Below are 23,747 nucleotides of genomic sequence, written 5' to 3' on the forward strand. Positions count from 1 at the left end.
CGCCCGCAGCAGCAAGCGCGACGCGTTCCGCACACCCTTCCCGCAACCCGAATGAGGACAGATCGATGAGCCTGGAACTCTACTATTGGGACGGCCTGCAAGGCCGTGGCGAATTTGTGAGGCTCGCGCTGGAAGAAGCCGGCGCGGACTATGTCGAAGTGGCGCGCGGCGAGCCGTCCGAAGGTCTCGGCACCGGCGCGATGATGGCGGTCATGAAAAGCAGGGACGAGCCCTATCCGCCGTTCGCTCCGCCGTTTCTGAAAGACGGCGACCTGGTGATCGCGCAGACCGCGAACATCCTCTTTTATCTCGGACCGCGCCTGAATCTCGCGCCGTCCGTGGAAAGCTTGCGCTACGTCGCAAACGGCCTGCAATTGACTATCGCCGACGTGGTGACCGAAGCCCACGACACGCATCACCCGCTTGCGGCCAGCCTCTACTACGAAGACCAGAAAGACGCCGCGAAAACGCGCGCGCATGATTTCATCGACAACCGGATTCCGAAGTTCATGAAGTATTTCGAGCGCGTGCTGAAACAGAATCCGGCCGGCGACACCTTCATGGTCGGCGACTCGCTCACCTACGTCGATCTCTCGATGTTCCAGTTGATCGACGGACTGCTTTACGCCTTCCCGCGCGCGCTGAAGCGCTTCGGCGAGCAGTATCCGCGGCTCGCCGCCTTGCATGCCGCGGTGATGGAGCGGCCGAATATCGCCGCCTATCTGCAGTCCGAGCGCCGCATTGAACATAACGAGGCGTGCATCTTCAGGCACTATCCCGAACTCGACAAGGCGGCGGCTTGAGCCGCGCCGCCCTTCCCCGTTCACGTCCGGCAGCGCGCCCGCTTCGTCCAGCGGGCGCGCTGCTGTTACCGTGCGCGCTTTTCAACGCTTCTTCCCGCTCCGTACCGCCGACGTGCTTTCATTCCTGCTGAAGCTGCGCACCCGCGCGCAAGATCTTTTCCGTCTCTCCGACGCCCATACGATGCTGGTCTGGTCGGTGGTGGTCGGCGTCGCGGGCGCCTTTGCGACGATCGCCTTTCGCCGCGGCATCGAGATCCTGCAACTGCTGGTGGCCGGCAAGGCCGGCAGCTTTGTCGAAATGGCGCGCAGCCTGCCGTGGACGGTGCGCATCTGGCTGCCGGCGGCGGGCGGCCTGATCGCCGGTTCGCTGCTGCTGATCGCCCGTCGTCACGCCGACAAATGCAATCACATCGACTACATGGAGGCGGTGGCGATCGGCGACGGCGTGGTGCCGGTCAAGCTGAGTCTGTGGCGCAGCGTCTCGTCGCTGTTCACGATTGCAAGCGGCGGCTCGATCGGCCGTGAAGGTCCGATGGTGCAGCTTGCCGCGCTCGCGGCCTCGCTGATCGGGCGCTGGGTGCACTTCGATCCGCCGCGGCTGCGCCTGCTGGTGGCCTGCGGCGCGGCGGCCGGCATCACCTCGGCGTATAACGCACCGATCGCGGGTGCGTTCTTCGTCACCGAGATCGTGCTCGGCTCGATCGCGATGGAAAGCTTCGGGCCCGTGGTCGTCGCGGCAGTCGTCGCCAACATCACGATGCGCGAATTCGCCGGCTACAAGCCGCCGTATGAAATGCCGGTGTTTCCGCCGGTGGCGGGCGTCGAGGTGTTGCTGTTCGTCGCGCTCGGTCTGCTGTGCGGCGCAGCCGCGCCGCAGTTTCTGCGGCTGCTCGACGGCTCCAAGGCGCTGTTCGGCAAGCTGCCGTTGCCGCTGCCCGCGCGGCTTGCGCTCGGCGGGCTCGTGGTCGGCATTCTGTCCGTATGGACGCCCGAGGTGTGGGGCAACGGCTACAGCGTCGTCAACTCCATCCTGCATTCGCCGTGGACGTGGACCGCGCTCGTCGTCGTGCTGGTGTTCAAGCTGGTGGCGACCGCGGCCACTGCCGGTTCGGGCGCCGTGGGTGGCGTGTTCACGCCGACGCTGTTCGTCGGCGCGGTGGTCGGCTCGCTGTTCGGGCAGAGCATGCACGCGTTGTGGCCGCACGGCACCTCGGCGCCGTTCGCGTATGCGATGGTCGGCATGGGCGCCTTCCTCGCGGGCGCGACGCAGGCGCCGCTGATGGCGATCCTGATGATCTTCGAGATGACGCTCAGCTACCAGGTGGTGTTGCCGCTCATGCTTTCGTGCGTCGTCGCGTACTTTGTCTCGCGGGCGATCGGCAAGACGTCGATGTACGAAATCACGCTGCGCCGCAATCAGGAAGAGCAGGAACGCACGCGCCTGCGCGCGACGCAGATGCGCGAGCTGATCCGCCCTGCGCAGACCGTCGTGCCGCCCAATGCGACCGTGCACGACATGACGCGCGTGTTCCTCGAATATCCGGTCAAGTATCTGTATGTGGCGAACGAATCGGGCGCGTTTCTCGGCGTCGTCGCGCTGAAGGACATCACGTCCGATCTGCTCGACAAGCGCGATACCTCGACGCGAACCGCCGCCGACTATCTTCAGCCGCACTTCGACGTGCTCACGCCCGACATGCCGCTCGGCGTCGCGTTGCAGCACTTCATGGCGTTCCAGGGCGAGCGCCTGCCGGTTGTCGAAAGCGCCGCGCATCCGCGGCTTGCGGGCGTGGTTTATAAAACGTCGCTGCTGGACGCGTACTTCCGCATGAATCCGACGCGCTGAGCACGGCTCCGCACGCGGGCGGCGCGCCCGTGCAAAGCATCGCAGAATCTCTACAATGAAAAGACGCTGTGGCGGCATCGGCAGCGCGAGCTTACGCCAGGCCGGGCGAGCGCGACGCCCGCCATCCGATCGGAGGGAAGATGAGCGAACCGTCCCTTGACGCCGCGCGCCGCGACCAGGCGGGCTGGATTTTCCTGCATATCGAAGGTGAGCCGTACGATCGCGGCGAACAGCACGGCCAACTGCTCGCAGCCGAAATCCGCAACGCAATCCGCACCGCCCGCTACCTTGCGAAATGGGACACCGGCGAAGAGTTCGACACCTTCGTCGAGGCCGCCGTCTCGCAGTTCGCCAACAAGCTCGACACCGAATTCGCCGACGAAATTCAGGGCATCGCGGACGGCGCGAAACTGCCGTTCGCCGAAGTGCTCGCGTGGAACGGCTACATGGACCTGCTGCAAAGCTGGTGGCCCGCGCACGCGGCCCAGCAAAAGCCCGGCCTCGGACTCAAGCCCTGGCGCGGCCGGCGCGGCCATCATTGCAGCGCGTTCATCGCAACGGGCAACGCCACGCGCGACGGCCGCATCGTGATGGCGCACAACTCGTGGGACCGCTACGCCGCGGGCGACGCGTTTAACGTCATCTTCGACATCGTGCCCGACGAGGGCAACCGCATTCTGATGCAGGGCCTGCCGGGCTGCATTTCGAGCCTCACCGATTTCTGGGTCACGGCCGCGGGACTGATGGTGACGGAGACGACCATCTCGAACTTCGTCGGCTACAACGCGGCGGGCGCGCCCGAGTTCTACCGTTCTCGACGCGCGTCGCAATACGCGAACAGCATCGGCGAATGGTGCGAAATGTTTGCCGTGGCGAACAACGGCGGCTACGCGAATAGCTGGCTGCTCGGCGACATCAAGACCGGCGAGATCGCGCGCTATGAACTGGGGCTGCACTACTCCGGCTTCGAGAGCACGAAGGACGGCTTCTACAGCGGCTACAACACGGCGACCGATCTGAAGATCCGCAACCAGGAATGCATCGGCGAAGGCGAGGACTATACCGACGTGCGCAAGAACGGCGCGCGGCGTCTGCGCTTCATGCAGCTCGAGGAGATGCACCGCGGCAAGATCGACGTCGAGCTCGCGAAGGCGATGATCGCCGATCATCACGACGTCTATCTCGATCGCAACGACAACCCGTGTTCGCGCACGATCTGCGGACATCTGGAACTGGACGACGCGCGTTTCGGCGGCTCGGATCACGGGCCGTTCAATCCGTGGGGCGCGAACGACGGCAAGGTGGTCGACAGCGAGATGGCGCGCGACATGGCGTTCTCGGCGCGCTGGGGACATCCGTGCGGCCGGCCGTTCGACGCCCAGGCGTTCATGAAGCGGCATCCGCAGTGGAACTGGCTGAACGGCTATATGCGCGACCGGCCGTCGTGGCCGTGGACGCGCTTCGATGTGCTGAGGTAGCGGCGGCGTGCAAGGATGGAGCGACGCGAGCTTCGCGACGCGCGAACAGCCGCTCGCGCGATCAGCCGTGCCGCGCCGCCGCGCCTGCAAACTGCTGAACACCACTGCCTTTTGACTGCCATTCCCGCGCCATCATCGGCGATTTACAATGGGTGGTCACGAGGCGCGCGGCAAGCTTGCTTTGCAGGCCGCTGGGCAAGCATTACGCGCCCCGCCCGACCAAAGCGCGCGGCCTTTGCAGCCCGGCCTCGCGCGGCTTGCGCTTTCCTTTCGACGCGGGGACGGCACAGCCCTTGCTGAATGCTTAGCGCCGCATGAGCTTAGGAGGTCGGGCATGAAAACCTCGACACTGTTGACCATGGTGACGCTGTCCGCTTCGTGCTTTGCCGCGCCGGTTCACACCGCGCAGGACGGCACGCCGGCGAGCACCCTCGCCGAACGCGCGAACGCCGCGCCAGTCGCCCCCGCAGCGCCTGACGTGGCCGTCACGGACGACAATCGTCCGCAGCAATGGCAGCATATCGTCCTGCCGAAGTCGCGACATCCGGAGCGTGGGTTTGCGGCGCGCAATGAGCGCTTGCAGACCTGACAGCAGCGCCCGTTGCGTGGCTTTGCTCGGTCCGCTTCGACCGAGGGGTCGAGTGCGGCGAACCGGCCGGCAATACGGAGTTCCGGCTCGCGGCGGTCCGCGTGCGGCTTGAGCGGCGCCGGCGGCTTGTGCGGCTCGGGCGGCGCCGCGATTCATTCCAACTTTATCTGCAGGAGCGCTTGCATGACGGCATCGTCCATCCCCGGGGAATCCATCGACTTGCAGATCTCCGACGTACTCAGCGAAATCCATTTCCCCGCCAACAAGGACGCACTCGTCGACGCGGCGCGCGAGGCAGGTGCGAGCAACGAAGTCCTGTCGATGCTCGACGGCCTGCCTGAGCAGGACTACGCGGACGTCGATTCGGTCACGCGGCTGATCGGCGGCAATTTCGGGCCGGGACTCAGTGTGTGAGTTTGTCCGCAGGTGAGTGCGGGCGCAGGTGAGCGCGGTCAAAAGCCCGACCTAAAGGCGACCTAAGCGCGACCTAAGCGCCGCCGCTCGCGCCCCGCTCCCGCGCACAAACGTTCCAGACGCGCCTCGTCCGCGCGCGCTATGCTCTTTCCCGAGACAGCAACCCTCTTTGGAAGGAGCACCACATGTCCGACGTCCAGCCAGAACAACAAACCTACCGCGCGATCAATTTCGCTGAAAAACTCGCGCTGTTCCAGGACCAATGGCAAGCGCGCGTCGTTGCCGAAATGAACGACTATCAGTTCAAGGTCGTGCGCATCGAAGGCGATTTCGTGTGGCACGAGCATGCCGACACCGACGAGACTTTCATCGTGCTGGACGGCCAGTTGCGCATCGACATGCGCGACGGTTTCGTGACGCTGTCGGCGGGAGAAATGTTCGTCGTGCCGAAAGGCACCGAACACAAGCCGTTCGCGGAGCGCGAAGTGAAGCTGCTGCTGATCGAGCCGCGCGGCGTCAAGAACACTGGCGAAGCAACCAACGAACGCACGGCCGTCAACGATCTCTGGATCTAGCCCGGCGCCGTTGCGAGACCGGCGGCGGCGCCCGCTCGTGGCCGCACATGCCGGACTCCGCAACCCGCGAGCGCACCTGCACGCTTCGCATGTCGCGAATCGCGCGCCGGCGCCGTGAAGTCCGACTCGAAATGCTCGACGAGGTGATCGACGAAAGTCCGCACCTTCGCCGGCAAGTGAAGGCGGCTCGGATAGACAATCGTGATCTCGATCTCGGGCAGGCGGTAATCGCCGAGCAGTTCGACAAGCCGGCCCGACGCCAGGTCGCGGCCAATCAGATAGCTCGGCAGAATCGCGACGCCCATGCCGAGCAGCGCGAACTGCCGCAGCATTTCGCTATTGTTCGCGGCAATCGCGTTGGTGGTCCTCACGCGCACGAGCCCTTCCGGTCCGCTGAACACACGCTCCTCGCCGCCCTGCTCGGGCGCCCGGCTCAGACACGGATGACGCAACAGATCGTCGGGGCGCGTCGGCGTGCCGTGCTGCGCGAGATAGGCCGGCGTCGCACAAACGGTTAGCTGACAGGTGGTGAGTCGCCGCGTGACGATGCTCGCACTGCGCGCCGGACGCCCGACCATGATGCCCACGTCGAAACCTTCTTCGACGAGATCCGCCTGGCGGTCGGCGAGCGTCACATCGGGCACGACGTCCGGATAGCGCGCCGCGTACGACTGCACGGCCGGCGCGAGGCTTTGCAGCCCGAACACCACCGGCGCGACGATCCGTAGGGTGCCGACCGGCTCGTGATGGCGCGCGGCCAGCATCTGCTCGACGCCTTCGAGATCGTCGAGCAGATGACGCACGCGCTCCAGATAGGTCGCGCCCGACTCCGTCAGCGACAGACGGCGCGTGGTGCGATTGAGCAAACGGGCGCCGAGGCGCGCTTCCAGATCGGCCACATGGCGCGTGACGACAGCGGTGGAAAGATCCAGCGCGTTTGCCGCGCGGACGAAACTGCCGAGGTCCGCCACTTTGACGAACACGCGCATGGACTGCAATTGATTCATGGGGCGACTCCTGCGTCGAGATGCCGGGCCGGGCGCGCGCTGCCGCCTCCATCACCCCGCGCGGCAAGGCTCGCGCGGATTTGCCCAACGAATCGATTGTATCGACCCGACCTGTCCCAACCCTGACCTCTACATGACAATCCCGCCAGCTTGGCCGATGCGTGCGCGCGACGTTTCACCCGTGATTGCGGAGTCAGACTAGGTATAAACCCTTAGATGCTGGTAAGATGGCGCCTGAACAATTTCACCGCTAGCTATTTCGTCAGCCTCTAGCCATGCCACACCGTTTCCAGCTTCTCGAAAAAATCGCGTTTTCTCTGGTCTGCTGGTCCGCCGCAGCCTGCTCGGCGTTTATCGCTTACGAGCGCTGCCCGGACATCAAGGTCGTTCTTCATGCGGGTAAAGAAGTCCTGCGCTACAGCGGCGAATATTCGTTCGTGTGCGCGAGCCCCGTCGTCGATACCTGCACGCAGTTCACGACAAACTGATTCCCGCAGCGGGACTTATGCGCAAAGGCGTGGGGCATCTTCAGCCCCACGCATGCTCGCGCTTCACGCGCCCTCGCGCGCTTTAAGCACCTCGCGCCCTCAGGCGCTGCGCCCGTACACCACGCGCGCGAAAAATCCAGCCAGCACCGCTTCTGCCGTTTCACTCGGCACATTCTGCGGATCGACCGTGTAGAAGAACTGCACGCCGTCGCACAAACCCATCAAGCCCAGCGCCAGCGTCGCGGCCGGCAGCGGCAGCGGTGTGCCGACCCGCTCCGAGAACTCGCTCACATACGCGGCGAGCTGCTCGAGCTTCTCGTGCATGAACGCGTTGAACCGCAGCCGGAAGCGGCCGTCGCGCACCGCCAGCAGCTTCGCCTCGACCCACAGCAAAAAACATTTGTTCTCGCGATGCAGGTTGCTGTAGTAGCGCATCACGCGCTCTTCCATTTGCTCGCGCGTGACCGCCTCTTCGAAAATCGCGCGCAAGCCCGCCTGCATGGCCTCGTGGTCGCGCCGCAGCAGTTCCAGGAACAGTTCGTTCTTGCTGCGGAAGTTCGAATAGAACGCGCCGCGCGTGTAGCCCGCCGCCGCGGCGATGTCCTCGACACTCGCCGCGACAAAGCCCTTCTTCATAAAAGTTGCCTGCGCAGCGTCGAGCAGACGCTGCCGCGTCTGGTCTTTGCTTTGCTCGCGTGTGAGTCTTTGCCGTTTCATGGGCGCAAGTCTAGCACCGAAAAGAATTCTAATTCACATCGACATTCAGATACAGGTGTGTATTAGAATGCGAGGCATCATTGAAAATCAGATGCGTATGCCAATTGCATGACCGGGCGTGCGCTCTTCGCTGGTATGCCGCTGCGGCCTGCCATGTTCTTCGCTGTTTCCGGTTGGGGTCATTGTGAAGCGTCCCGGTTTCCGCGCATCTGAAGCGATGCGCCAGCAGTCTCCTCGCCTCGCGGGGCAACGGCGTGCGCGCCGCCTCGCCGTTGCGCTCGCGCTTGCGGGCGTCGTCGCGTTGAGCGCGTGTTCGAAAAAGGAAGCCGCGGCGCCCGAGCCGCGGCCCGTCGTGGCCGTCGCCGTTCATGCGGACGGCAACGCCGCGCCCGTCGCGTCGCTGCCCGGCGAGGTGCAGGCGCGTTATTCGACGCCGCTGTCGTTTCGCGTCGGCGGAAAAATCGTCGAGCGGCGCGTGCGTCTTGGCGACGTGGTGAAGAGCGGCCAGATCGTCGCCCGCCTCGATCCCGCGGATGCGCAAAAGAACGCTGCGAGCGCGCAGGCGCAGCTCGCCGCCGCCGAGCACAGCTATCAATACGCGAAGCAGCAGCTCGACCGCGACCGGGCGCAAGCCAAGGAAAATCTGATCGCCCCCGCGCAACTTGAGCAGACCACCAACGCATATGCGTCGGCCGCTGCGCAGCGCGATCAGGCGGCGCAGCAGGCGGCGTTGTCGAAAGATCAGTTGCAATACACGACGCTCGCCGCCGATCACGCCGGCGTGATCACCGCCGAGCAGGCTGACACAGGTCAGAACGTGTCGGCGGGCCAGGCCGTCTACAACCTCGCGTGGAGCGGCGAACTCGACGTGGTCTGCGACGTGCCGGAAAGCGCGCTCGCCGGCCTCTCCGTCGGGCAAACGGCGAACGTCACGCTCGGCGCACTGCCTGGCCGCAAGTTCACGGCGCGCGTGCGCGAACTGTCGCCCGCCGCCGATCCACAGAGCCGCACCTATCGCGCGAAACTCACGCTCGAGAATCCTGGGCCCGACGTGCGCCTCGGCATGACCGCGGACATCGCGCTGTCGGCGCGTTCGTCTTCGGCGGCGAGCAACGCCGAAGGCGAGCACGGCTTTTTCGTGCTGCCGTCCACCGCGCTCTTTCACGACGGCACGCAGCCGGCCGTGTGGGTCGTGCGAGCGGCGGACAGCGCGCTGGAGCTGCGCCGCGTCACGGTCGCGCGCTATAACGAGCGCACGATCGTCGTGAGCCAGGGCCTGAAGAACGGCGAACACGTCGTGCTGCAAGGCGTGCATACGGTCAGCGCCGGTGAGAAAGTCCGCGCGATTGCGCCACTGCATCCCGAGGACTTCGCTTCATGAGCGCGACACACGAAGAAGGACGCTTCAATCTGTCCGCGTGGGCGCTGCGCCATCAGGCGCTGGTCGTCTTCCTGATCGCACTGGCCACCGCGTTCGGCGCCCTCGCCTACACGCGCCTCGCGCAATCCGAAGACCCGCCGTTCACGTTTCGCGTGATGGTGATCCGCACCTTCTGGCCCGGCGCGACCGCGCGCCAGGTCCAGGAACAGGTGACGGACCGCATCGGCCGCAAGCTGCAGGAAACGCCCGCCATCGACTTCGTGCGCAGCTACTCGCGCCCCGGCGAGTCGCTGATGTTCTTCACGATGAAAGACTCCGCGCCCGTGAAGGACGTGCCCGAAACCTGGTATCAGGTGCGCAAGAAAGTCGGCGACATCGCCGCGACCTTGCCGCAAGGCGTTCAGGGTCCGTTCTTCAACGACGAATTCGGCGACGTCTACACCAACATCTTCACGCTCGAAGGCGACGGCTTCTCGCCCGCGCAACTGCACGATTACGCGGACCAGTTGCGCACTGTGCTGCTGCGCGTGCCCGGCGTCGCCAAGGTGGATTACTTCGGCGATCCCGATCAGCACATCTACGTCGAGATCACGAACACGCAGCTCACGCGGCTCGGCATTTCGCCGCAACAACTCGGGCAGGCGATCAACTCGCAGAACGCGGTGTCGCAGGCGGGCACGCTGACCACGACCGACGACCGCGTGTTCGTGCGTCCCACCGGCCAGTTCAAGGACGTGAACGCGCTTGCCGACACGCTGATCCGCATCAACGGCCGCTCGTTCCGTCTCGGCGACATCGCGACGATCAAGCGCGGTTACGACGATCCGGTCGTCACGCAGATGCGCGCGGGCGGCAAGGCGGTGCTCGGCATCGGCGTGACGATGCAGCCGGGCGGCGACGTGATCCGTCTCGGCAAGGCGCTCGACGCGCAAATGGTCGGCCTGCGCAAGGCGCTGCCCGCCGGTTTGCAATTGACCGAAGTGTCGAGCATGCCGCACGCCGTCGCTCATTCCGTCGACGACTTCCTGGAAGCCGTGGCCGAAGCCATCGCGATCGTGCTGGTGGTGAGCCTGGTGTCGCTCGGCGTGCGCACCGGCATGGTGGTGGTCATCTCCATTCCGGTCGTGCTCGCCGTCACCGCGCTGTGCATGTACATGTTCGACATCGGACTGCACAAGGTATCGCTCGGCACGCTCGTGCTTGCGCTCGGCCTGCTGGTCGACGACGCGATCATCGCCGTCGAAATGATGGCCGTGAAGCTCGAGCAGGGCTGGAACCGCACGCGCGCCGCGGCGTTCGCCTACACCAGCACGGCATTTCCGATGCTGACCGGCACGCTCGTCACCGTCGCGGGCTTTCTGCCGATTGCCTTGGCCAAGTCGAGCACCGGCGAATACACGCGCTCCATTTTCGAAGTCTCGGCGATCGCGTTGATCGCGTCGTGGCTCGCGGCGGTCGTGCTGATTCCGCTGCTCGGTTTTCACCTGCTGCCCGAGCGCAAGCGCGAGGCGCACCACGCTCCTGATCACGAACACGACATCTACGACACGGGCTTCTATAAGCGTCTGCGCGGCTGGATCGGCTGGTGTATCGAGCGGCGCTTCATCGTGCTCGCCATCACCATCGTGCTGTTCGTCGTGGCGATGGCCAGCTTCGCGCTGGTGCCGCAGCAGTTCTTCCCGAGTTCGGACCGGCCCGAACTGCTGGTGGACGTGCGGCTGCCCGAAGGCGCATCGTTCGACGCGACCTTGCGCGAAGCGAAACGGCTCGAAAAGGTACTTGTGGGACGCCCTGAAATCGATCACTCGGTGGACTTCGTCGGCACCGGTGCGCCGCGTTTTTATCTGCCGCTGGACCAGCAACTGACGCAGCCGAATTTCGCGCAGTTCGTGATCACCGCAAAGTCCGTGGAAGAGCGCGAGAAGCTCGCGCAATGGCTCGAGCCCGAACTGCGCAATAACTTTCCCGCGATTCGCACGCGCCTGTCGCGCCTCGAAAACGGGCCGCCGGTCGGCTATCCCGTGCAGTTTCGCGTGAGCGGCGACGACATCGCGACGGTGCGCTCGATCGCCGAGCGAGTCGCCGCGACGCTGCGCGCCGACCGCGATACGCGCAACGTGCAGTTCGATTGGGACGAGCCGGCCGAACGCTCGGTGCGCTTCGAAGTCGACCAGACAAAAGCGCGCGAACTGGGCGTGAGTTCAGACGACATTTCGAGCTTCCTCGCGATGACGCTGTCCGGCTATACCGTCACGCAGTATCGCGAGCGCGACAAGCTGATCAGCGTCGATCTGCGCGCGCCGAAAGCCGAGCGCGTGGACCCGGCGAAGCTCGTCACGCTCGCCATGCCCACGCCGAACGGCGCGGTGCCGCTCGGCACGCTCGGGCATCTGCGCAACGATCTTGAGTACGGCGTGATCTGGGAACGCGACCGTCAGCCGACCATCACCGTGCAGTCCGACGTCGCGCCGGGCGCGCAAGGCATCGACGTGACGCATGCCGTCGACAAGGCGCTCGCGCCGATTCGCGCGAGCTTGCCTGTCGGCTACCGGATCGAGATAGGCGGTTCCGTCGAAGAAAGCGGCAAAGGCCAGGCGTCGATCAATGCGCAAATGCCGATCATGATCGTCGTCGTGCTCACATTGCTGATGATCCAGTTGCAGAGCTTCGCGCGCGTGCTGATGGTGGTGCTGACGGCGCCGCTCGGATTGATCGGCGTGGTCTTCACCCTGCTGCTGTTCGGCAAGCCGTTCGGCTTTGTCGCGATGCTCGGCGTGATTGCGATGTTCGGCATCATCATGCGCAATTCGGTGATTCTGGTCGACCAGATCGAGCAGGACATCGCCTCGGGGCAAAAGCGCTTCGACGCGATTGTCGGCGCGACCGTGCGGCGCTTCCGGCCGATCACGCTGACCGCTGCCGCCGCCGTGCTCGCGCTGATTCCGCTGTTGCGCTCGAACTTTTTCGGGCCGATGGCCACCGCGCTGATGGGCGGCATCACGAGCGCGACCGTCCTCACCTTGTTCTATCTGCCGGCTCTCTACGCGCTGTCGTTCCGCGTACGCAACGACGAGCGCGAGCCGCAAACGCCGCCCGAATCCGGCGCGGCGCACACGGGAAATTGAACATGAACCAGTTCGCACATTCCCGCCTCTTGCGCAGGTTGGCGGTTTTCTCGCCGGCACGCGTCTCGCGCAGCACGGCGCTTGCGGGCTTCACCTTCGCGCTCGCCGCTTCGCTTGCCGGCTGTTCGTTCGGACCGAACGGCGAGCCGCCGGCGATGCCGCAGCCGCTCCACTACGGCAGCGAGGCGCAACCGGCGCAAACCGTCGCCGCGCAAGGCGTCGCGCAGCAGTTCATGGTCGGCGGCAAACCGGTGCCCGAGTGGTGGACGCTGTATCGGTCGGATGCGTTGAACGCGCTCGTCGACGAAGGCTTGCGCAATAGCCCGACGCTCGCCGCCACCGAACAGACGCTTGCCGCCGCGCGCGAGCAACTGCGCGCGCAGATCGGCAGTTCGATGCTGCCCACCATCGACGCGGGCGGTCAGGCAACCCGCAATCGCGCGCTGGCGATTCCGGAGATCGGCCCGAACACGTTTCTGTACAACATCTTCGTCGGCCAATTGCAGGCGCACTATACGATCGACCTGTTCGGCGCCGCGCGTCTCGCCGATGCCGCGCTCGCCGCGCGCGTGAACGTGCAGGCCTATCAACTCGACGCCGCGCGGCGCGCGCTCGCTGCGAACATCGTGAGCGCCGCGATCACGAGCGCGGCATTGCGCGCGCAAATCGACACAACCGAGCGGCTCGTCACGCTCGCGAACGATCAGGCTCACGACACCGCGCGGCGCTATGCGCTTGGCGCCGTCTCGCATGCCGATCAGTTGAGCGCGCAACAAAGTGCGGCGAGTTTGTCGGCGAGTCTGCCGGGGCTCAGGCAGCAATGGCAAACGACGCGTCACGCGCTCGCCGTGCTGCTGGGCCGCACGCCGGACGCCGCACCGGACGATCTCCAACTCGCGAGCTTGCATCTGCCCGAGCAGGTGCCGGTCGTGGTGCCGAGCGAACTCTTGCGTGCGCGGCCCGACATTCAGGCCGCCGACGCCGCGTTGAAAGCCGCCGCCGCCGATGTGGGCGTGGCGACCGCGCAGATGTATCCGAGCCTGTCGCTGAGCGCGTCGATGGGACAAGGCGGCTTCAGTTGGCCGGTCGCGCTTTCGGGCGCGGGCGCGATCTGGAGCATCGGCGCGTCACTGTCGCAGCCGCTCTTTCACGGCGGCGCGCTGATGGCGCAGCGCCGCGCGGCCATGAACACCTACGAGGCCACGGTGTCGCAATACAAGCAAACGGTGCTCGCCGCGTTCCAGAACGTCGCCGATACGCTCGCCGCGCTCGAGCATGACGCGCAGGCGCTGGATGCCGCGAGTACGGCGGCGCGTTCGGCGCAGGGTGTTTTCGATGAAACGTCGGGGCGCTATCGGCTCGGCGCCGTGCCGGTGTCGTCGACGCGGACCAGCGAGCAGCAGTTTCGTAATGCGCAGCTCGATGAGATTCGCTACACGAGCGCACGGCTCGCGGATACGGCGGCGCTGTTTCAGGCGATGGGGAATCCGCCTGTGGGGGGTGACGGTGGGCAGGCGAGTTTGGGCGAGGTTTCGCGGGGAGTAGAGGCGAAACCTGGTGGTACGAATTAGTCGGCCGGAGTTATCCCCAGTTGATGTTCATGAGCCTGTTGAAAACTTTCTGATAAGCAGGCTAACTCGTTGAGCGGGCTGGGGTTATCGGCAGCGGTGCGGAATGAAGCATAAGCGGCGGGGATTGCCTTAAAGACGTAGACCTCGCGCGACCATTAATCGAGATAGCCTTCTGCGACCTACCGATATATATAATTCGCCGCTCCATGGATACCTCGGGAATTCTTCATGCGAGTCGCCGTTATTAGCCCGTACTATAAAGAGCCGCTTGACGTTCTACGAAGGTGCCACGAGAGCGTCCTTGGACAGCAAGGGGACGTCACTCACTTCATGGTCGCCGATGGGTTCCCTGCTGCCGATGTCGATAGCTGGGAAAACGTCGTCCACATCAAGATTCCGAATCACGGTGACTATGGAGACACTCCTCGTGGAGTAGGTGCCGCGTGCGCGGCTGCCAATGGTTTCGATGCGATCTGCTTTCTCGATGCCGACAACTGGTACGAGCCAAACCACATCGAAACGATGCGCTCAATAGTACAGATGACGGGTGCGCAGGTGGTCACGGCTACTCGCACAATAATTGCGGCAGACGGCCGCGTGCTTGGCATCTGCAAGGAATCCAACGGGATCGATTTCAACGACACGAATTGCTATTTCCTGACGCGAGCTGCGTTTCCCGCATGCGCAGTCTGGCTCTTCAAGGACTCGTCTGAGAGCATCGTCGGCGACAGGGTTTTCTGGCGTGCCGTGAAGACCGGTGGCTACACGCGAGCCCACTCAATCGTGCCAACTGTCAACTATGTGACCACGCTTGCATTTCACTACCAGATGTTTGGAGAAACGCCACCCGACGACTCAAAGCTCATCGCCCAATTTAACGACGATCAGCATTTTCAGATAATCAGTTACGCACAACTGAAAGAGATACGCCGAGAGGCAGGCTACTGAAAGAGAACCTGCACCGGGCCATGTTCGGCGGCATTGCACGCCGCGGCCCTCCGCTTAGTCTCAGCGACACGGCAGACCCGCGCATAAGTCCGCATTGCCTTGCGGTCTGCACAGAACACAGCGCGTGCGAGCACCGCTCGCACGCGCTTCCCATCTTCAAGGCTTATTCGACTCAAACAGATCCATGATCTGCTTCTTCTCGTTCGACGACACGCTCGGCGGCGGCACCGCCGGCGGCGTCATACCCGCAGGGCCCACGCCGCCGACCGCATCGCTCACACCGGCCGTCGGATTCGCGGAATCGAGCCCGATACTCGCCACGAAACCATTCCCCGGCGTCATATCCGAATAGAACAGCTCGCCGTCGACTGAAGTCACGCCGTCCGGTTGCGCCGGCTCGCTTTGCGGCACGCCGCGCAACGCGCGCTGCATGTACTCGACCCAGATCGGCAACGCGAGTTGCGCGCCGAACTCGCGGCTGCCGAGCGTCTTCGGCTGGTCGTAACCCATCCACGCAACGGCGACGAGCGATTGCTGATAACCGGCGAACCAGCCGTCCTTTGCGTCGTTGGTCGTACCCGTCTTGCCCTGCAAGTCCGAACGATGCAGCGCGTTGGTGCCCGCGCCCGTGCCCGCCGTCGCGACCGAATGCAACAGGCTGTTCATGATGTACGCGTTGCGCGGCTCGAGTGTGCGCGGCGCGTCGCGGCCGGCCGTGAGCGGCTGGGCTTTCGAAAGCGGCTCGCCGCGCGCGTCCGTGACTTCGCTGATCAGATACGGGTTGATCCGATAGCCGCCGTTGGCGAACACCGAATACGCGCCCGCCGATTGCAACGGCGTGACGAGCCCCGCGCCGAGCGCCATCGGCAGATACGGCGGGGTCTTGTCGGCATCGAAACCGAAACGCTGCGTGACGAAGTCTTGCGCGTACTTCGTGCCGATATACGACAGGATGCGGATCGACACCAGGTTCTTCGACTTCTGCAACGCGAGACGCAGCGGCATCGGACCATCCGGCTGATCGTCGTCCTTCGGCTCCCATGCGTCGCCGCCTGGCGTGCTCGACGGGAAGTACAGCGGCGCGTCGTTGATGATCGTCGCCGGTCCGAGGCCCTTGTCGAGTGCGGCCGAATAGATGAACGGCTTGAAGCTCGAACCCGGCTGACGCCATGCCTGCGTCACGTGGTTGAACTTGTTCTTGTTGAAATCGAAGCCGCCGACGAGCGCGCGAATCGCGCCGTCCTGCGGCGTCAGCGACACAAGCGCGCCTTCCACTTGCGGAAGCTGCGTGATCTGCCAGTTGCCCTTGTCGTCGCTCATCACGCGCACGATCGAGCCGGGCTTGATCTTCGTCGCCGACGCGGCGCGCGCGCTCAGCGCATTCGCCACAAAACGCAAGCCCTCGCCGCTCATCGTGACTTGCGTGCCGTCGACGAGTTGCGCCTTCACCTGCTTCGGACTCGCGTCCGTCACGACGGCGGCGACGAGTTCGCCGTTATCCGGATGATCGGTGAGCGCGTCGTCGATAGTCTGATCGCGGTCGTCGCCCGCAGCCGGCAATTGCACGAAACCTTCCGGCCCGCGATAACCGTGGCGCCGCTCGTAATCCATCACGCCCTTGCGCACCGCGCGATACGCGGCGTCCTGGTCGGCGGAATCGATCGTGGTCGTCACGTTCAGGCCGCGCGTATAGGTTTCGTCCTTGTACTGCGCATACATCATCTGCCGAACCATTTCGGCGATGTACTCGGCGTGCACGCTGTATTCGTTGCCCGGATTGCGCGTGTGAATCTCTTCCTTCACCGCCTGGTCGTACTGCTCCTGGCTGATATAGCGAAGCTCGAACATGCGCCTCAGAATGTATTCCTGACGGATCTTCGCGCGCTTGGGGTTCACCACGGGGTTATACGCGGACGGCGCTTTCGGCAGACCCGCGAGCATCGCGGCCTGCGCGAGCGTGATGTCTTTCAGATCCTTGCCGAAGTACACGCGGGCCGCCGCGGCAAAACCATACGCGCGCTCACCCAGATAAATCTGGTTCATGTACAGCTCGAGAATCTGGTCCTTCGTCAACGCGCGCTCGATCTTGTACGCGAGCAGCATTTCATAAACCTTGCGCGTGTAGGTCTTTTCGCTCGACAGGAAGAAGTTGCGCGCGACCTGCATCGTGATCGTGCTCGCGCCCTGCGACGCGCCGCCGTGCGCGAGGTCCGCGAAACCCGCGCGCAAGATGCCGAGAAAGTCGACGCCGCCGTGCTCGTAGAAGCGATAGTCCTCGATCGCGAGCACGGCTTTTTTCATCTGGTCGGGGATGTCCTGGAAGCGCACGAGGGAGCGCCGCTCCTCGCCGAATTCGCCGATCAGCACATGGTCCGCCGTGTAGACGCGCAGCGGCACTTTCGGACGATAGTCGGTGAGCGCGTCGAGCGAGGGCAAGTTCGGCCCCATCACGACGAGCGCATAGCCGACGATCAGCGCGCCCACCACGGCGACAATCGCCGCGAAGCTCGCGAACCAGATCGCGATGGTCGCGCCGATCGGGCGGCCGCGTTCTTCGCGATCTCGCGAAGCGGCGTTGCGTCCCTCGGTGCGGCGGTAGGAGTCCCGGTCTTGACCGGCGGGAGAATGCGAAGAATGCGGTCGTTTGATGATTGGCATGACTGGAATAGTGGGCGCGTGAATCAATGGCGTGACTCAGTCTCATGACTCAGTGGATGACTGAATGCCATGACCGGATGCCATGATTCAACGCCTTGTTCTCGCGCTTGAAGCGCGCATGAATCCTGAGCGGGCGTTGTCCGGGACGCAAACCGCCGCGCGACCCTTTGCCCCCGCGAGTCGCCACGGCGCGCCCGAACAGTGTCCGGCGCAACGTAACAGCGCATTTTAAAGAAATCAAGCCGCGCTCAACGCAGTTTTTTTGTAAGAATTCCCTTCGCGGCGGCCCCGGCGGCGCGGGCTTGAGTAGATTCGGCAAGCTTTCGATGCGCTTGCGCACACAGCGCGAGTTATCAACAGAAAACGTTCACAAGCCTGTGGACAAGCCCACCAAAAACGCCACAAGCCGTTGATGTCACGGCATTTTCACGACGCGCCCGTTTGCGATCGGCGCAACTCGTCATATGATGGATTCGGCGCACGCCGATGCGCGCCGCGAAGCGCCACACCAACAAAAGTATGCGAGCCGATCATGACAAAGCCCAGCGAACGCATCGTCGTATTCGTTACGCCCGCGCAGAAACGCGCGATCGCCGCCACCGCCGACGAGCTCGGCATCAGCGTCAGCGAGCTCATGCGGCGCGCGGTGCTGAGTTTCGACGCGACGAGCGAGCAGGTGAAAGCGGCGAGCATCGTCGACAGGCTCAATGCGCCGCGCGCACCGGATGCGCTCGACGCCGCGCTGCGGCGCGTCGCGCAGGACACGGAGCATGCGCGCGCGGCGCTGCCGCCAGGCTTGCGCACGCGCGCGAGCAGCGAGGCGAGCGGACTCGCGAACGCCGACGCAAACCACGCACTGCCCGATGCGGCGAACCGCGCGGCGCATGAGCCGATGACGTCGTCAGGCAAAGCGCTTGCGGGTAGCGCGCCGCACGCATCTCAACCCGCTCCTTCCGAACCCGCCCCGCTGCTGCCCGCCGATGTGCTGGCCGCGCTCACTGCCGATGTCGATGAAGACGCCGTCGCTACGGCCGAAGCCGTCGCGCGAGTCGCCGCGGCCCGAGCGGCTGCCGATCAGAAGCCGGCGCCCGCTGCCGTCACCACGCAGACGCAAGTACAGACGCACATAAAGAGCGTATTGAAGCGCCCTCGCCTCGACATCGCGCGCGATGACGACGATCCGCAAGGCGATCTGGGCCCCGAAGGCGGACGCTTCGCCTAGCGCCGGCGAAACGCAATGGAGGTGTAAGGCGAATGTACGATGCAAGCTCATCGTCTCCGCGCGCTTACGCTTTCGCAACCATCGCTCAATTCACGCCGACGACACTCGCCGCTCGCACACTGAGCGGCTCGCGCATCGTGCCCTTTAAGCGCATTTTAAGAGAGCCCGTGGTGTAATATCCGCGAGCCGCTGGAGGGACGCGCTCGCGTGTTTATCATCGAAGCTTGCCGCTTCATCACGCGACGCATGCGCGAACCGGCCGGACAATTTGCGCTCGTGCTATTGCATTCCGCACGCGCGCCCCGACCTCCGGTCCGAACGCTGCGCTGCTTGTCGCGCGGCGGCGTAAAGTAGCAGTGGCAAGCAATCGAACGCGCGTGAACTATTCAGCGCCGACACCATTCTTTGGAGGTTTTCATGTCGCTTTTTGACAGCATTTCGCGCACGCTAAAAGGTCTCCTGAACGACGCGGCCGACTCCGTGCAGGACCCGTCGCGCGACTCGCGCCAGATCGTGCGCGAACTGGACGAGAGCATCGGCAAGGCCGAAAATTCGCTGATCGAGATTCAGGCGCAGGTGGCCACGCAGCAAAGCAAGCGCGATGTTGCCGCCGACAAGGCGAAGAAGTATGAAGACGGCGCGAAGCGTGCGCTGCAATCCGGCGACGAAGCGCTCGCGCGTGAAGCGCTGAGCGCGCAAGCCACCGCCGAGGCGGAACGCGATGCACTGACGAAGGAACTCGCCACGCTCGAGCCGTCGGTCGCGCAATTGAAGAGCCAGATCGAAGACATGCGCGCGCGCCGCAACGATCTGAACGCGCGGTCCAACATTCTCCAGGCCAAGCAGCAAATCGCCGAGGCGAAAGACGTCGCTGCGACGGCGCTCGGCGGCATCGGCGGAAAAAACCTTTCCGAAGATTTTCAGAAGCTCGAGGACAAGGTCGCACTGTCGAATGCACGGTCGGACGCACGCCTGAATTCCGCCGACGTCAAAAGCGGCAAGGCGCTCGACGACAAGCTCGCGGATCTGAACCGCGGCCCGTCGGTGGAAGACCGTCTCGAAGCGCTGAAGAAGCAGCTCAATACGCCGGCCCAGTAATTGCGTGAGTAGTGTCTGACGGCAGGCCGGTGAGCGTGGATGTTTAACCGGCCGCCGGCCGCCGGCCGCCGCCGGATCGCCGGCCCGGCGCAATCGACTGAAGGAGACGGGCGTATGACGCCCGGTCCGCAAATGAAAAAACTTATCGCAAGCGCATTCGTCTCGCTCATGCTCGTTTCGGCCGCGGCGTTTGCCGTGCCGACCGTGCAGCAGATCGAATCCGCGATGTCGCAAGGCAACTGGCAGCAGGCCGACGCCGGCTTGTCCGAAGTGCTGCAGGCGCATCCGAACAATGCGCGCGCGCATTACCTGTACAGCCAGGTGCTCGACCGTGAAGGCCGCTATGGCGACGCGCTCGCGCAGCTTCAACAGGCAAAGACGCTCGACCCGCAAATCCGTTTCACCGACCCCACGCGCTTCGCACAAGTCGAGGCGCGCATTCGTCGGGACGCCGAACGGGTGGGCAACGCCAACGCCAAATCGACGAGCCGCGCGGACAACCCGTTCGCCCAGCAAAACGCGAATGCACCGGCCGTGCAGCAACAGGCCGGACTCGCGCCGCAAGTGCCGCAAGCGCCTGAGCGCCACGGCCCGGGCATCGGTATGTGGGTCGGCATTCTGCTTATCGTGGGCGTGATTGCGCTCGTGTTGCGCTGGACCTTGCGCCGCGCCCGCACGCAAGACGACACGCGCGCGAACGACGATCGTCGCGTGCAACTCAAGCGTGCAACCGACCTGCTCAACACCGTGCGTTCGCTGAAACTCGACGTGAAGCTCTCCACTGCGCCCGGTCACGAAGCGCTCGAAAAGGAAGTCGAAGCAACCGAAGACCAGTTGCGCACGCTCGTCGAAGCGTTGTCGAACAGCAAGAATCCGGTGCCGCCGTATCAGCTCGATGAACTGGAGCAGCGTATCGGCAGCCTGCGCGCACGCGCCGAAGGCCGGCCCGATCCGAACGCAGCAGCCGCGGCAGGCAACGAGCAGTCGCCGTATGCGCGCGAAGCCGAGCGCTTCGGCAATCCGCCGCAAGCGCCCTATCCGCAGCAAGGTCCGTATCAGCAGCAACCGCCTGTTGTCGTGCAGCAAGGCGGCGGTTTCGGCGGCGGCATGGGCGGGCTGCTGACCGGCGTGCTGCTCGGCGAGGCGCTGAACTCGGGGCGTGAACGCGTCGTGGAGCGCGACGTCATCGTCGACGATGAAGGGCGCAGGCGCGGCAACTCAGGCGACAATGGCGGCGGGCTCGATTTCGGCCAGGGCTCGAACGACTGGAACGACAACAGCGGTGGCGGCATCGACATGGGCAGCAACGACGATTCCGGCGGCTGGAGCGACGACAATACCTGAGTCCTCGCGCTCTTTCAGTCGCGGCACTCTCCGCGTGTGCATTGAAGACAGGCTCCTACACGGAGCCTGTTTTTTTTGCCTGCACGTTCAGCGAAAATCACGCGCGCCGCGAGACAGGCGCCCGCACCTCCTCCTGCTGCGCGAGCAGCACCGAGCCCGCAAAAAGCCTCACGATAAAACGCTCCGCATAGCCGACGAGCGCATCGCGGCGCGCGGCGTCGGCATCGAGATACTCGGCGGAGAGATGAAACAGTTGCAGCACGATCTGCGTGCAGACTTCATCGACGACATCGTGCGAAAGTGTGGGCATTAGCTGCAACTGAACGACGTCGTCGGCCATTTCCGCTGACACCGCATGAAGCGTCGCGCGCACCGCTTCGCGCAGTGCCGGCGACGTGCCGTGATATTCAGCTAACGCACTGAGAAACGCATCGCGGTTTTCGAGCGCAAACATGAAGAACGCGACGCACGCGCGCCGCGGCACGCTATGCGGTTCGTCGTGCGCGGCGAGCCAGCGCTCGCGTCGCAGCATCGGCCGCAAGCGGCGGCTGACCGAATCGACGGCCTCGCGCGCGAGCTCGTCGAGCGTGCCGAAATGCCGATAAAACGTGTTCGGATTGAGTCCCGCCTCGCGTGCGAGTTCGCGCAGACCCAGACTCGCGAAGCCGCGCCCGCCCGCGGTCAAGCGCAACGCGGCTTCGATCAGTTTGCGTTTGCCGGGCGGCAGTTCCTGTTCTGCCGCAGCGTCGCGCGCGGGCTGCCGCGCCGTTTCCGATACGGATTTCATCGCGTTCATGGTGACTTTCAATCGCCGCGCGGGACGCGCGTTTGATAGACGTACTCTAAACGATCTTGACGCGAGGTGTACAGTTGTCTACCCTGCGCGTTACGTTTGGGCGGCTACGCGGCTTGCCGTGTGCGCAGGCAGCGCCCGACTTCCACTTGCAGGAGATCGACGTGACGTCCGCTGCATCCGCTGCATCCGCTGCATCACCACAAGCTGTCGCGCCGCGCATCGCCATTGTGGGGAGCGGCTTCTCCGGCATCGGCATGGCGGTGCGGCTGCAAAAAATGGGCATCACGTCGTTCACCCTCTATGAAGCCGCCGCGGACATCGGCGGGACATGGCGCGACAATACCTATCCGGGCGCCGAGTGCGACGTGCCCTCGCATCTGTATTCGTTTTCGTTCGAGCCGAACCCGGCGTGGTCGCGCGCCTTCAGCGGCCAGAACGAAATTCTCGCTTATCTGAAGCATTGCGCGCGCAAGTATGGCGTGGACCGTTACGTGCGTTGCAATGCGCGCGTGGTGGCGGCACGCTTCGACGAAGCACGTCATGTGTGGCAGATCGAACTCGATGCCGGCGGCATGCGCGAGAACATCGAGGCCGACGTATTGATCGCGGCGAGCGGTCCGCTGTCGCGGCCGGCGATGCCGCGCATCGCGGGACTGGAGAACTTCGAAGGCAAGCTGTTCCATTCCGCGCGCTGGGATCACGCGTATCCGCTCGAGGGCAAGCACGTCGCCGTGATCGGCACGGGTGCGAGCGCGATTCAGTTCGTGCCGCAAATCCAGCCGCGCGTCGCCCGGCTCGATCTGTTCCAGCGCACCGCGCCGTGGATCATGCCGAAGCCGGACAAGTGCATCGGCGAACGCGCGCGCTGGCTTTTCGAACATCTACCGTTCACGCAGCGATTCGTGCGCAGCGCGATCTACTGGAAGCTCGAATCGCAGGCGGTCGCTTTCGTTAGTCATCCAAAGCTAATGAAGCGCCCGATGAAGCTGTGCCTCAGCTATCTCGAGCGGCGCGTGAAAGACCCTGAGTTGCGCGCGACGCTCACGCCGAACTACCGCCTCGGCTGCAAGCGCGTGCTGCTGTCGAGCAACTACTATCGCGCGCTAGTCGAGCCGAATGTGAACGTGATCACGACGGGCATCCGCGAAATCGTCGCGGACGGCATCGTGACAGAGGACGGCGCGCATCATCGTGCGGATGCAATCATTTGCGGCACCGGCTTTCAGGTCAACGACGTCGGCGCGCCGTTCGACGTGACCGGCGTCGGCGGTGCGGACCTCGGCGCGCTGTGGCTGCGCGACGGCCCCGAAGCCTATCTCGGCGTGAGCGTCGCCGACTTTCCGAACTTCTTCATGATCGTCGGCCCGAACACAGGACTCGGCCACAACTCGCTGATCTACATGATCGAGTCGCAAGTGCAGTACATCGCCGATTGCCTGCGGACGCTGCGCCGGCGCAACGCCCGCACGATGAACCTGCGGCCCGACGTGCAGCGCGACTACAACGCGCGCCTGCAGCACGATATGCGGCGCTCGGTGTGGTCGAGCGGTTGCCATAGCTGGTATCAGACGCGAAGCGGCAAAGTGACCGCGCTGTGGCCGGGATTCACGTTCAGCTTTCGCAAAAGGACGCGCCGCGTGCGGCCAGGCGATTACCGCTTTCTGCCTTGAGGAATGACGCTCACGCG

19 protein-coding genes are annotated in these 23,747 nt (G+C 64.5%); 15 read left to right on the plus strand and 4 right to left on the minus strand.

Features of this window, described 5'->3' with window-relative positions; all coding sequences use genetic code 11:
- The first annotated feature begins 65 nt into the window (after positions 1-65).
- From CUJ91_RS09540 to CUJ91_RS09565, 6 genes are all read left to right on the plus strand, one after another.
- On the plus strand, positions 66-803 hold the full coding sequence (locus CUJ91_RS09540) for a glutathione S-transferase (RefSeq protein WP_029968598.1): 738 nt from the start codon (positions 66-68) through the stop codon (positions 801-803).
- Positions 804-915: 112 nt separating this feature from the next.
- On the plus strand, positions 916-2,649 hold the full coding sequence (locus tag CUJ91_RS09545) for a ClcB-like voltage-gated chloride channel protein (protein ID WP_029968599.1): 1,734 nt from the start codon (positions 916-918) through the stop codon (positions 2,647-2,649).
- Positions 2,650-2,789: 140 nt separating this feature from the next.
- On the plus strand, positions 2,790-4,127 hold the full coding sequence (locus CUJ91_RS09550) for a C45 family autoproteolytic acyltransferase/hydrolase (protein ID WP_029968600.1): 1,338 nt from the start codon (positions 2,790-2,792) through the stop codon (positions 4,125-4,127).
- Positions 4,128-4,461: 334 nt separating this feature from the next.
- Positions 4,462-4,716, plus strand: coding sequence for a hypothetical protein (locus CUJ91_RS09555; protein WP_029968601.1), 255 nt, complete (start codon positions 4,462-4,464; stop codon positions 4,714-4,716).
- Between the two features lie 183 nt (positions 4,717-4,899).
- Positions 4,900-5,130, plus strand: coding sequence for a DUF2795 domain-containing protein (locus CUJ91_RS09560; protein ID WP_006051732.1), 231 nt, complete (start codon positions 4,900-4,902; stop codon positions 5,128-5,130).
- Between the two features lie 185 nt (positions 5,131-5,315).
- A complete protein-coding gene (locus tag CUJ91_RS09565; RefSeq protein WP_006051733.1) occupies positions 5,316-5,705 on the plus strand; it encodes a cupin domain-containing protein in 390 nt (129 codons plus the stop codon).
- Here the strand turns inward: CUJ91_RS09565 and CUJ91_RS09570 are convergent.
- Positions 5,702-6,712, minus strand: coding sequence for a LysR family transcriptional regulator (locus tag CUJ91_RS09570; RefSeq protein ID WP_006051734.1), 1,011 nt, complete (start codon positions 6,710-6,712; stop codon positions 5,702-5,704). The genes CUJ91_RS09565 and CUJ91_RS09570 overlap by 4 nt on opposite strands.
- Before the next feature lie 275 nt (positions 6,713-6,987).
- Between CUJ91_RS09570 and CUJ91_RS09575 the strand changes: the two genes are divergently transcribed.
- The gene (locus CUJ91_RS09575; RefSeq protein WP_006051735.1) at positions 6,988-7,200 is read left to right on the plus strand and encodes a hypothetical protein; all 213 of its coding nucleotides are present in this window, start codon (positions 6,988-6,990) and stop codon (positions 7,198-7,200) included.
- A gap of 99 nt (positions 7,201-7,299) precedes the next feature.
- Here CUJ91_RS09575 and CUJ91_RS09580 read toward each other — a convergent pair whose 3' ends face one another.
- The gene (locus CUJ91_RS09580; protein WP_029968608.1) at positions 7,300-7,917 is read right to left on the minus strand and encodes a TetR/AcrR family transcriptional regulator; all 618 of its coding nucleotides are present in this window, start codon (positions 7,915-7,917) and stop codon (positions 7,300-7,302) included.
- Positions 7,918-8,134: 217 nt separating this feature from the next.
- Here CUJ91_RS09580 and CUJ91_RS09585 point away from each other — a divergent pair, with 217 nt between their 5' ends.
- The 4 genes from CUJ91_RS09585 to CUJ91_RS09600 all read left to right on the plus strand — a co-directional run bounded on the left by CUJ91_RS09585 (position 8,135) and on the right by CUJ91_RS09600 (position 14,942).
- Positions 8,135-9,298, plus strand: coding sequence for an efflux RND transporter periplasmic adaptor subunit (locus CUJ91_RS09585; RefSeq protein WP_107706762.1), 1,164 nt, complete (start codon positions 8,135-8,137; stop codon positions 9,296-9,298).
- A complete protein-coding gene (locus tag CUJ91_RS09590; RefSeq protein WP_053858173.1) occupies positions 9,295-12,423 on the plus strand; it encodes an efflux RND transporter permease subunit in 3,129 nt (1,042 codons plus the stop codon). The genes CUJ91_RS09585 and CUJ91_RS09590 overlap by 4 nt, the downstream gene beginning before the upstream one ends.
- Positions 12,424-12,425: 2 nt before the next feature.
- Entirely contained in the window at positions 12,426-13,994 is a 1,569-nt protein-coding gene (locus tag CUJ91_RS09595; protein ID WP_107706761.1) for an efflux transporter outer membrane subunit, read from the plus strand.
- A 228-nt stretch (positions 13,995-14,222) separates the two neighbouring features.
- A complete protein-coding gene (locus tag CUJ91_RS09600) occupies positions 14,223-14,942 on the plus strand; it encodes a glycosyltransferase family A protein (RefSeq protein ID WP_107706760.1) in 720 nt (239 codons plus the stop codon).
- A 156-nt stretch (positions 14,943-15,098) separates the two neighbouring features.
- Here the strand turns inward: CUJ91_RS09600 and CUJ91_RS09605 are convergent, their stop codons facing one another.
- Positions 15,099-17,600: a penicillin-binding protein 1A gene (locus tag CUJ91_RS09605; protein ID WP_006051741.1), complete on the minus strand. Its 2,502-nt coding sequence runs from the start codon at positions 17,598-17,600 to the stop codon at positions 15,099-15,101.
- Between the two features lie 532 nt (positions 17,601-18,132).
- Between CUJ91_RS09605 and CUJ91_RS09610 the strand changes: the two genes are divergently transcribed.
- From CUJ91_RS09610 to CUJ91_RS09620, 3 genes are all read left to right on the plus strand, one after another.
- On the plus strand, positions 18,133-18,822 hold the full coding sequence (locus CUJ91_RS09610; RefSeq protein ID WP_029968619.1) for a plasmid mobilization protein: 690 nt from the start codon (positions 18,133-18,135) through the stop codon (positions 18,820-18,822).
- Between the two features lie 417 nt (positions 18,823-19,239).
- Positions 19,240-19,920, plus strand: coding sequence for a PspA/IM30 family protein (locus CUJ91_RS09615; protein ID WP_006051744.1), 681 nt, complete (start codon positions 19,240-19,242; stop codon positions 19,918-19,920).
- A gap of 132 nt (positions 19,921-20,052) precedes the next feature.
- Positions 20,053-21,264, plus strand: a complete 1,212-nt coding sequence (locus CUJ91_RS09620; protein ID WP_107706830.1) for a tetratricopeptide repeat protein — start codon at positions 20,053-20,055, stop codon at positions 21,262-21,264.
- Positions 21,265-21,361: 97 nt separating this feature from the next.
- Here the strand turns inward: CUJ91_RS09620 and CUJ91_RS09625 are convergent, their stop codons facing one another.
- Complete coding sequence (locus tag CUJ91_RS09625; RefSeq protein ID WP_107706829.1) at positions 21,362-22,051, minus strand: TetR family transcriptional regulator; 690 nt, start codon at positions 22,049-22,051, stop codon at positions 21,362-21,364.
- 170 nt (positions 22,052-22,221) lie between these two features.
- Here CUJ91_RS09625 and CUJ91_RS09630 point away from each other — a divergent pair, with 170 nt between their 5' ends.
- The gene (locus CUJ91_RS09630) at positions 22,222-23,730 is read left to right on the plus strand and encodes a flavin-containing monooxygenase (protein WP_107706828.1); all 1,509 of its coding nucleotides are present in this window, start codon (positions 22,222-22,224) and stop codon (positions 23,728-23,730) included.
- The last annotated feature ends 17 nt before the right edge of the window (positions 23,731-23,747 follow it).

Source organism: Paraburkholderia graminis, from assembly GCF_003330785.1.
Classification (GTDB): Bacteria; Pseudomonadota; Gammaproteobacteria; order Burkholderiales; family Burkholderiaceae; genus Paraburkholderia; species Paraburkholderia graminis.

What these genes read in the sequence shown, in the direction of transcription:
- CUJ91_RS09540 (WP_029968598.1), top strand. Translation starts at nt 66, where the DNA reads ATGAGCCTGGAACTCTACTATTGGGACGGCCTGCAAGGCCGTGGCGAA.
- CUJ91_RS09550 (WP_029968600.1), top strand. Translation starts at nt 2,790, where the DNA reads ATGAGCGAACCGTCCCTTGACGCCGCGCGCCGCGACCAGGCGGGCTGG.
- CUJ91_RS09555 (WP_029968601.1), top strand. Translation starts at nt 4,462, where the DNA reads ATGAAAACCTCGACACTGTTGACCATGGTGACGCTGTCCGCTTCGTGC.
- CUJ91_RS09560 (WP_006051732.1), top strand. Translation starts at nt 4,900, where the DNA reads ATGACGGCATCGTCCATCCCCGGGGAATCCATCGACTTGCAGATCTCC.
- CUJ91_RS09565 (WP_006051733.1), top strand. Translation starts at nt 5,316, where the DNA reads ATGTCCGACGTCCAGCCAGAACAACAAACCTACCGCGCGATCAATTTC.
- CUJ91_RS09570 (WP_006051734.1), bottom strand. Translation starts at nt 6,712, where the DNA reads ATGAATCAATTGCAGTCCATGCGCGTGTTCGTCAAAGTGGCGGACCTC.
- CUJ91_RS09575 (WP_006051735.1), top strand. Translation starts at nt 6,988, where the DNA reads ATGCCACACCGTTTCCAGCTTCTCGAAAAAATCGCGTTTTCTCTGGTC.
- CUJ91_RS09580 (WP_029968608.1), bottom strand. Translation starts at nt 7,917, where the DNA reads ATGAAACGGCAAAGACTCACACGCGAGCAAAGCAAAGACCAGACGCGG.
- CUJ91_RS09585 (WP_107706762.1), top strand. Translation starts at nt 8,135, where the DNA reads ATGCGCCAGCAGTCTCCTCGCCTCGCGGGGCAACGGCGTGCGCGCCGC.
- CUJ91_RS09590 (WP_053858173.1), top strand. Translation starts at nt 9,295, where the DNA reads ATGAGCGCGACACACGAAGAAGGACGCTTCAATCTGTCCGCGTGGGCG.
- CUJ91_RS09595 (WP_107706761.1), top strand. Translation starts at nt 12,426, where the DNA reads ATGAACCAGTTCGCACATTCCCGCCTCTTGCGCAGGTTGGCGGTTTTC.
- CUJ91_RS09600 (WP_107706760.1), top strand. Translation starts at nt 14,223, where the DNA reads ATGCGAGTCGCCGTTATTAGCCCGTACTATAAAGAGCCGCTTGACGTT.
- CUJ91_RS09605 (WP_006051741.1), bottom strand. Translation starts at nt 17,600, where the DNA reads ATGCCAATCATCAAACGACCGCATTCTTCGCATTCTCCCGCCGGTCAA.
- CUJ91_RS09610 (WP_029968619.1), top strand. Translation starts at nt 18,133, where the DNA reads ATGACAAAGCCCAGCGAACGCATCGTCGTATTCGTTACGCCCGCGCAG.
- CUJ91_RS09615 (WP_006051744.1), top strand. Translation starts at nt 19,240, where the DNA reads ATGTCGCTTTTTGACAGCATTTCGCGCACGCTAAAAGGTCTCCTGAAC.
- CUJ91_RS09620 (WP_107706830.1), top strand. Translation starts at nt 20,053, where the DNA reads ATGAAAAAACTTATCGCAAGCGCATTCGTCTCGCTCATGCTCGTTTCG.
- CUJ91_RS09625 (WP_107706829.1), bottom strand. Translation starts at nt 22,051, where the DNA reads ATGAAATCCGTATCGGAAACGGCGCGGCAGCCCGCGCGCGACGCTGCG.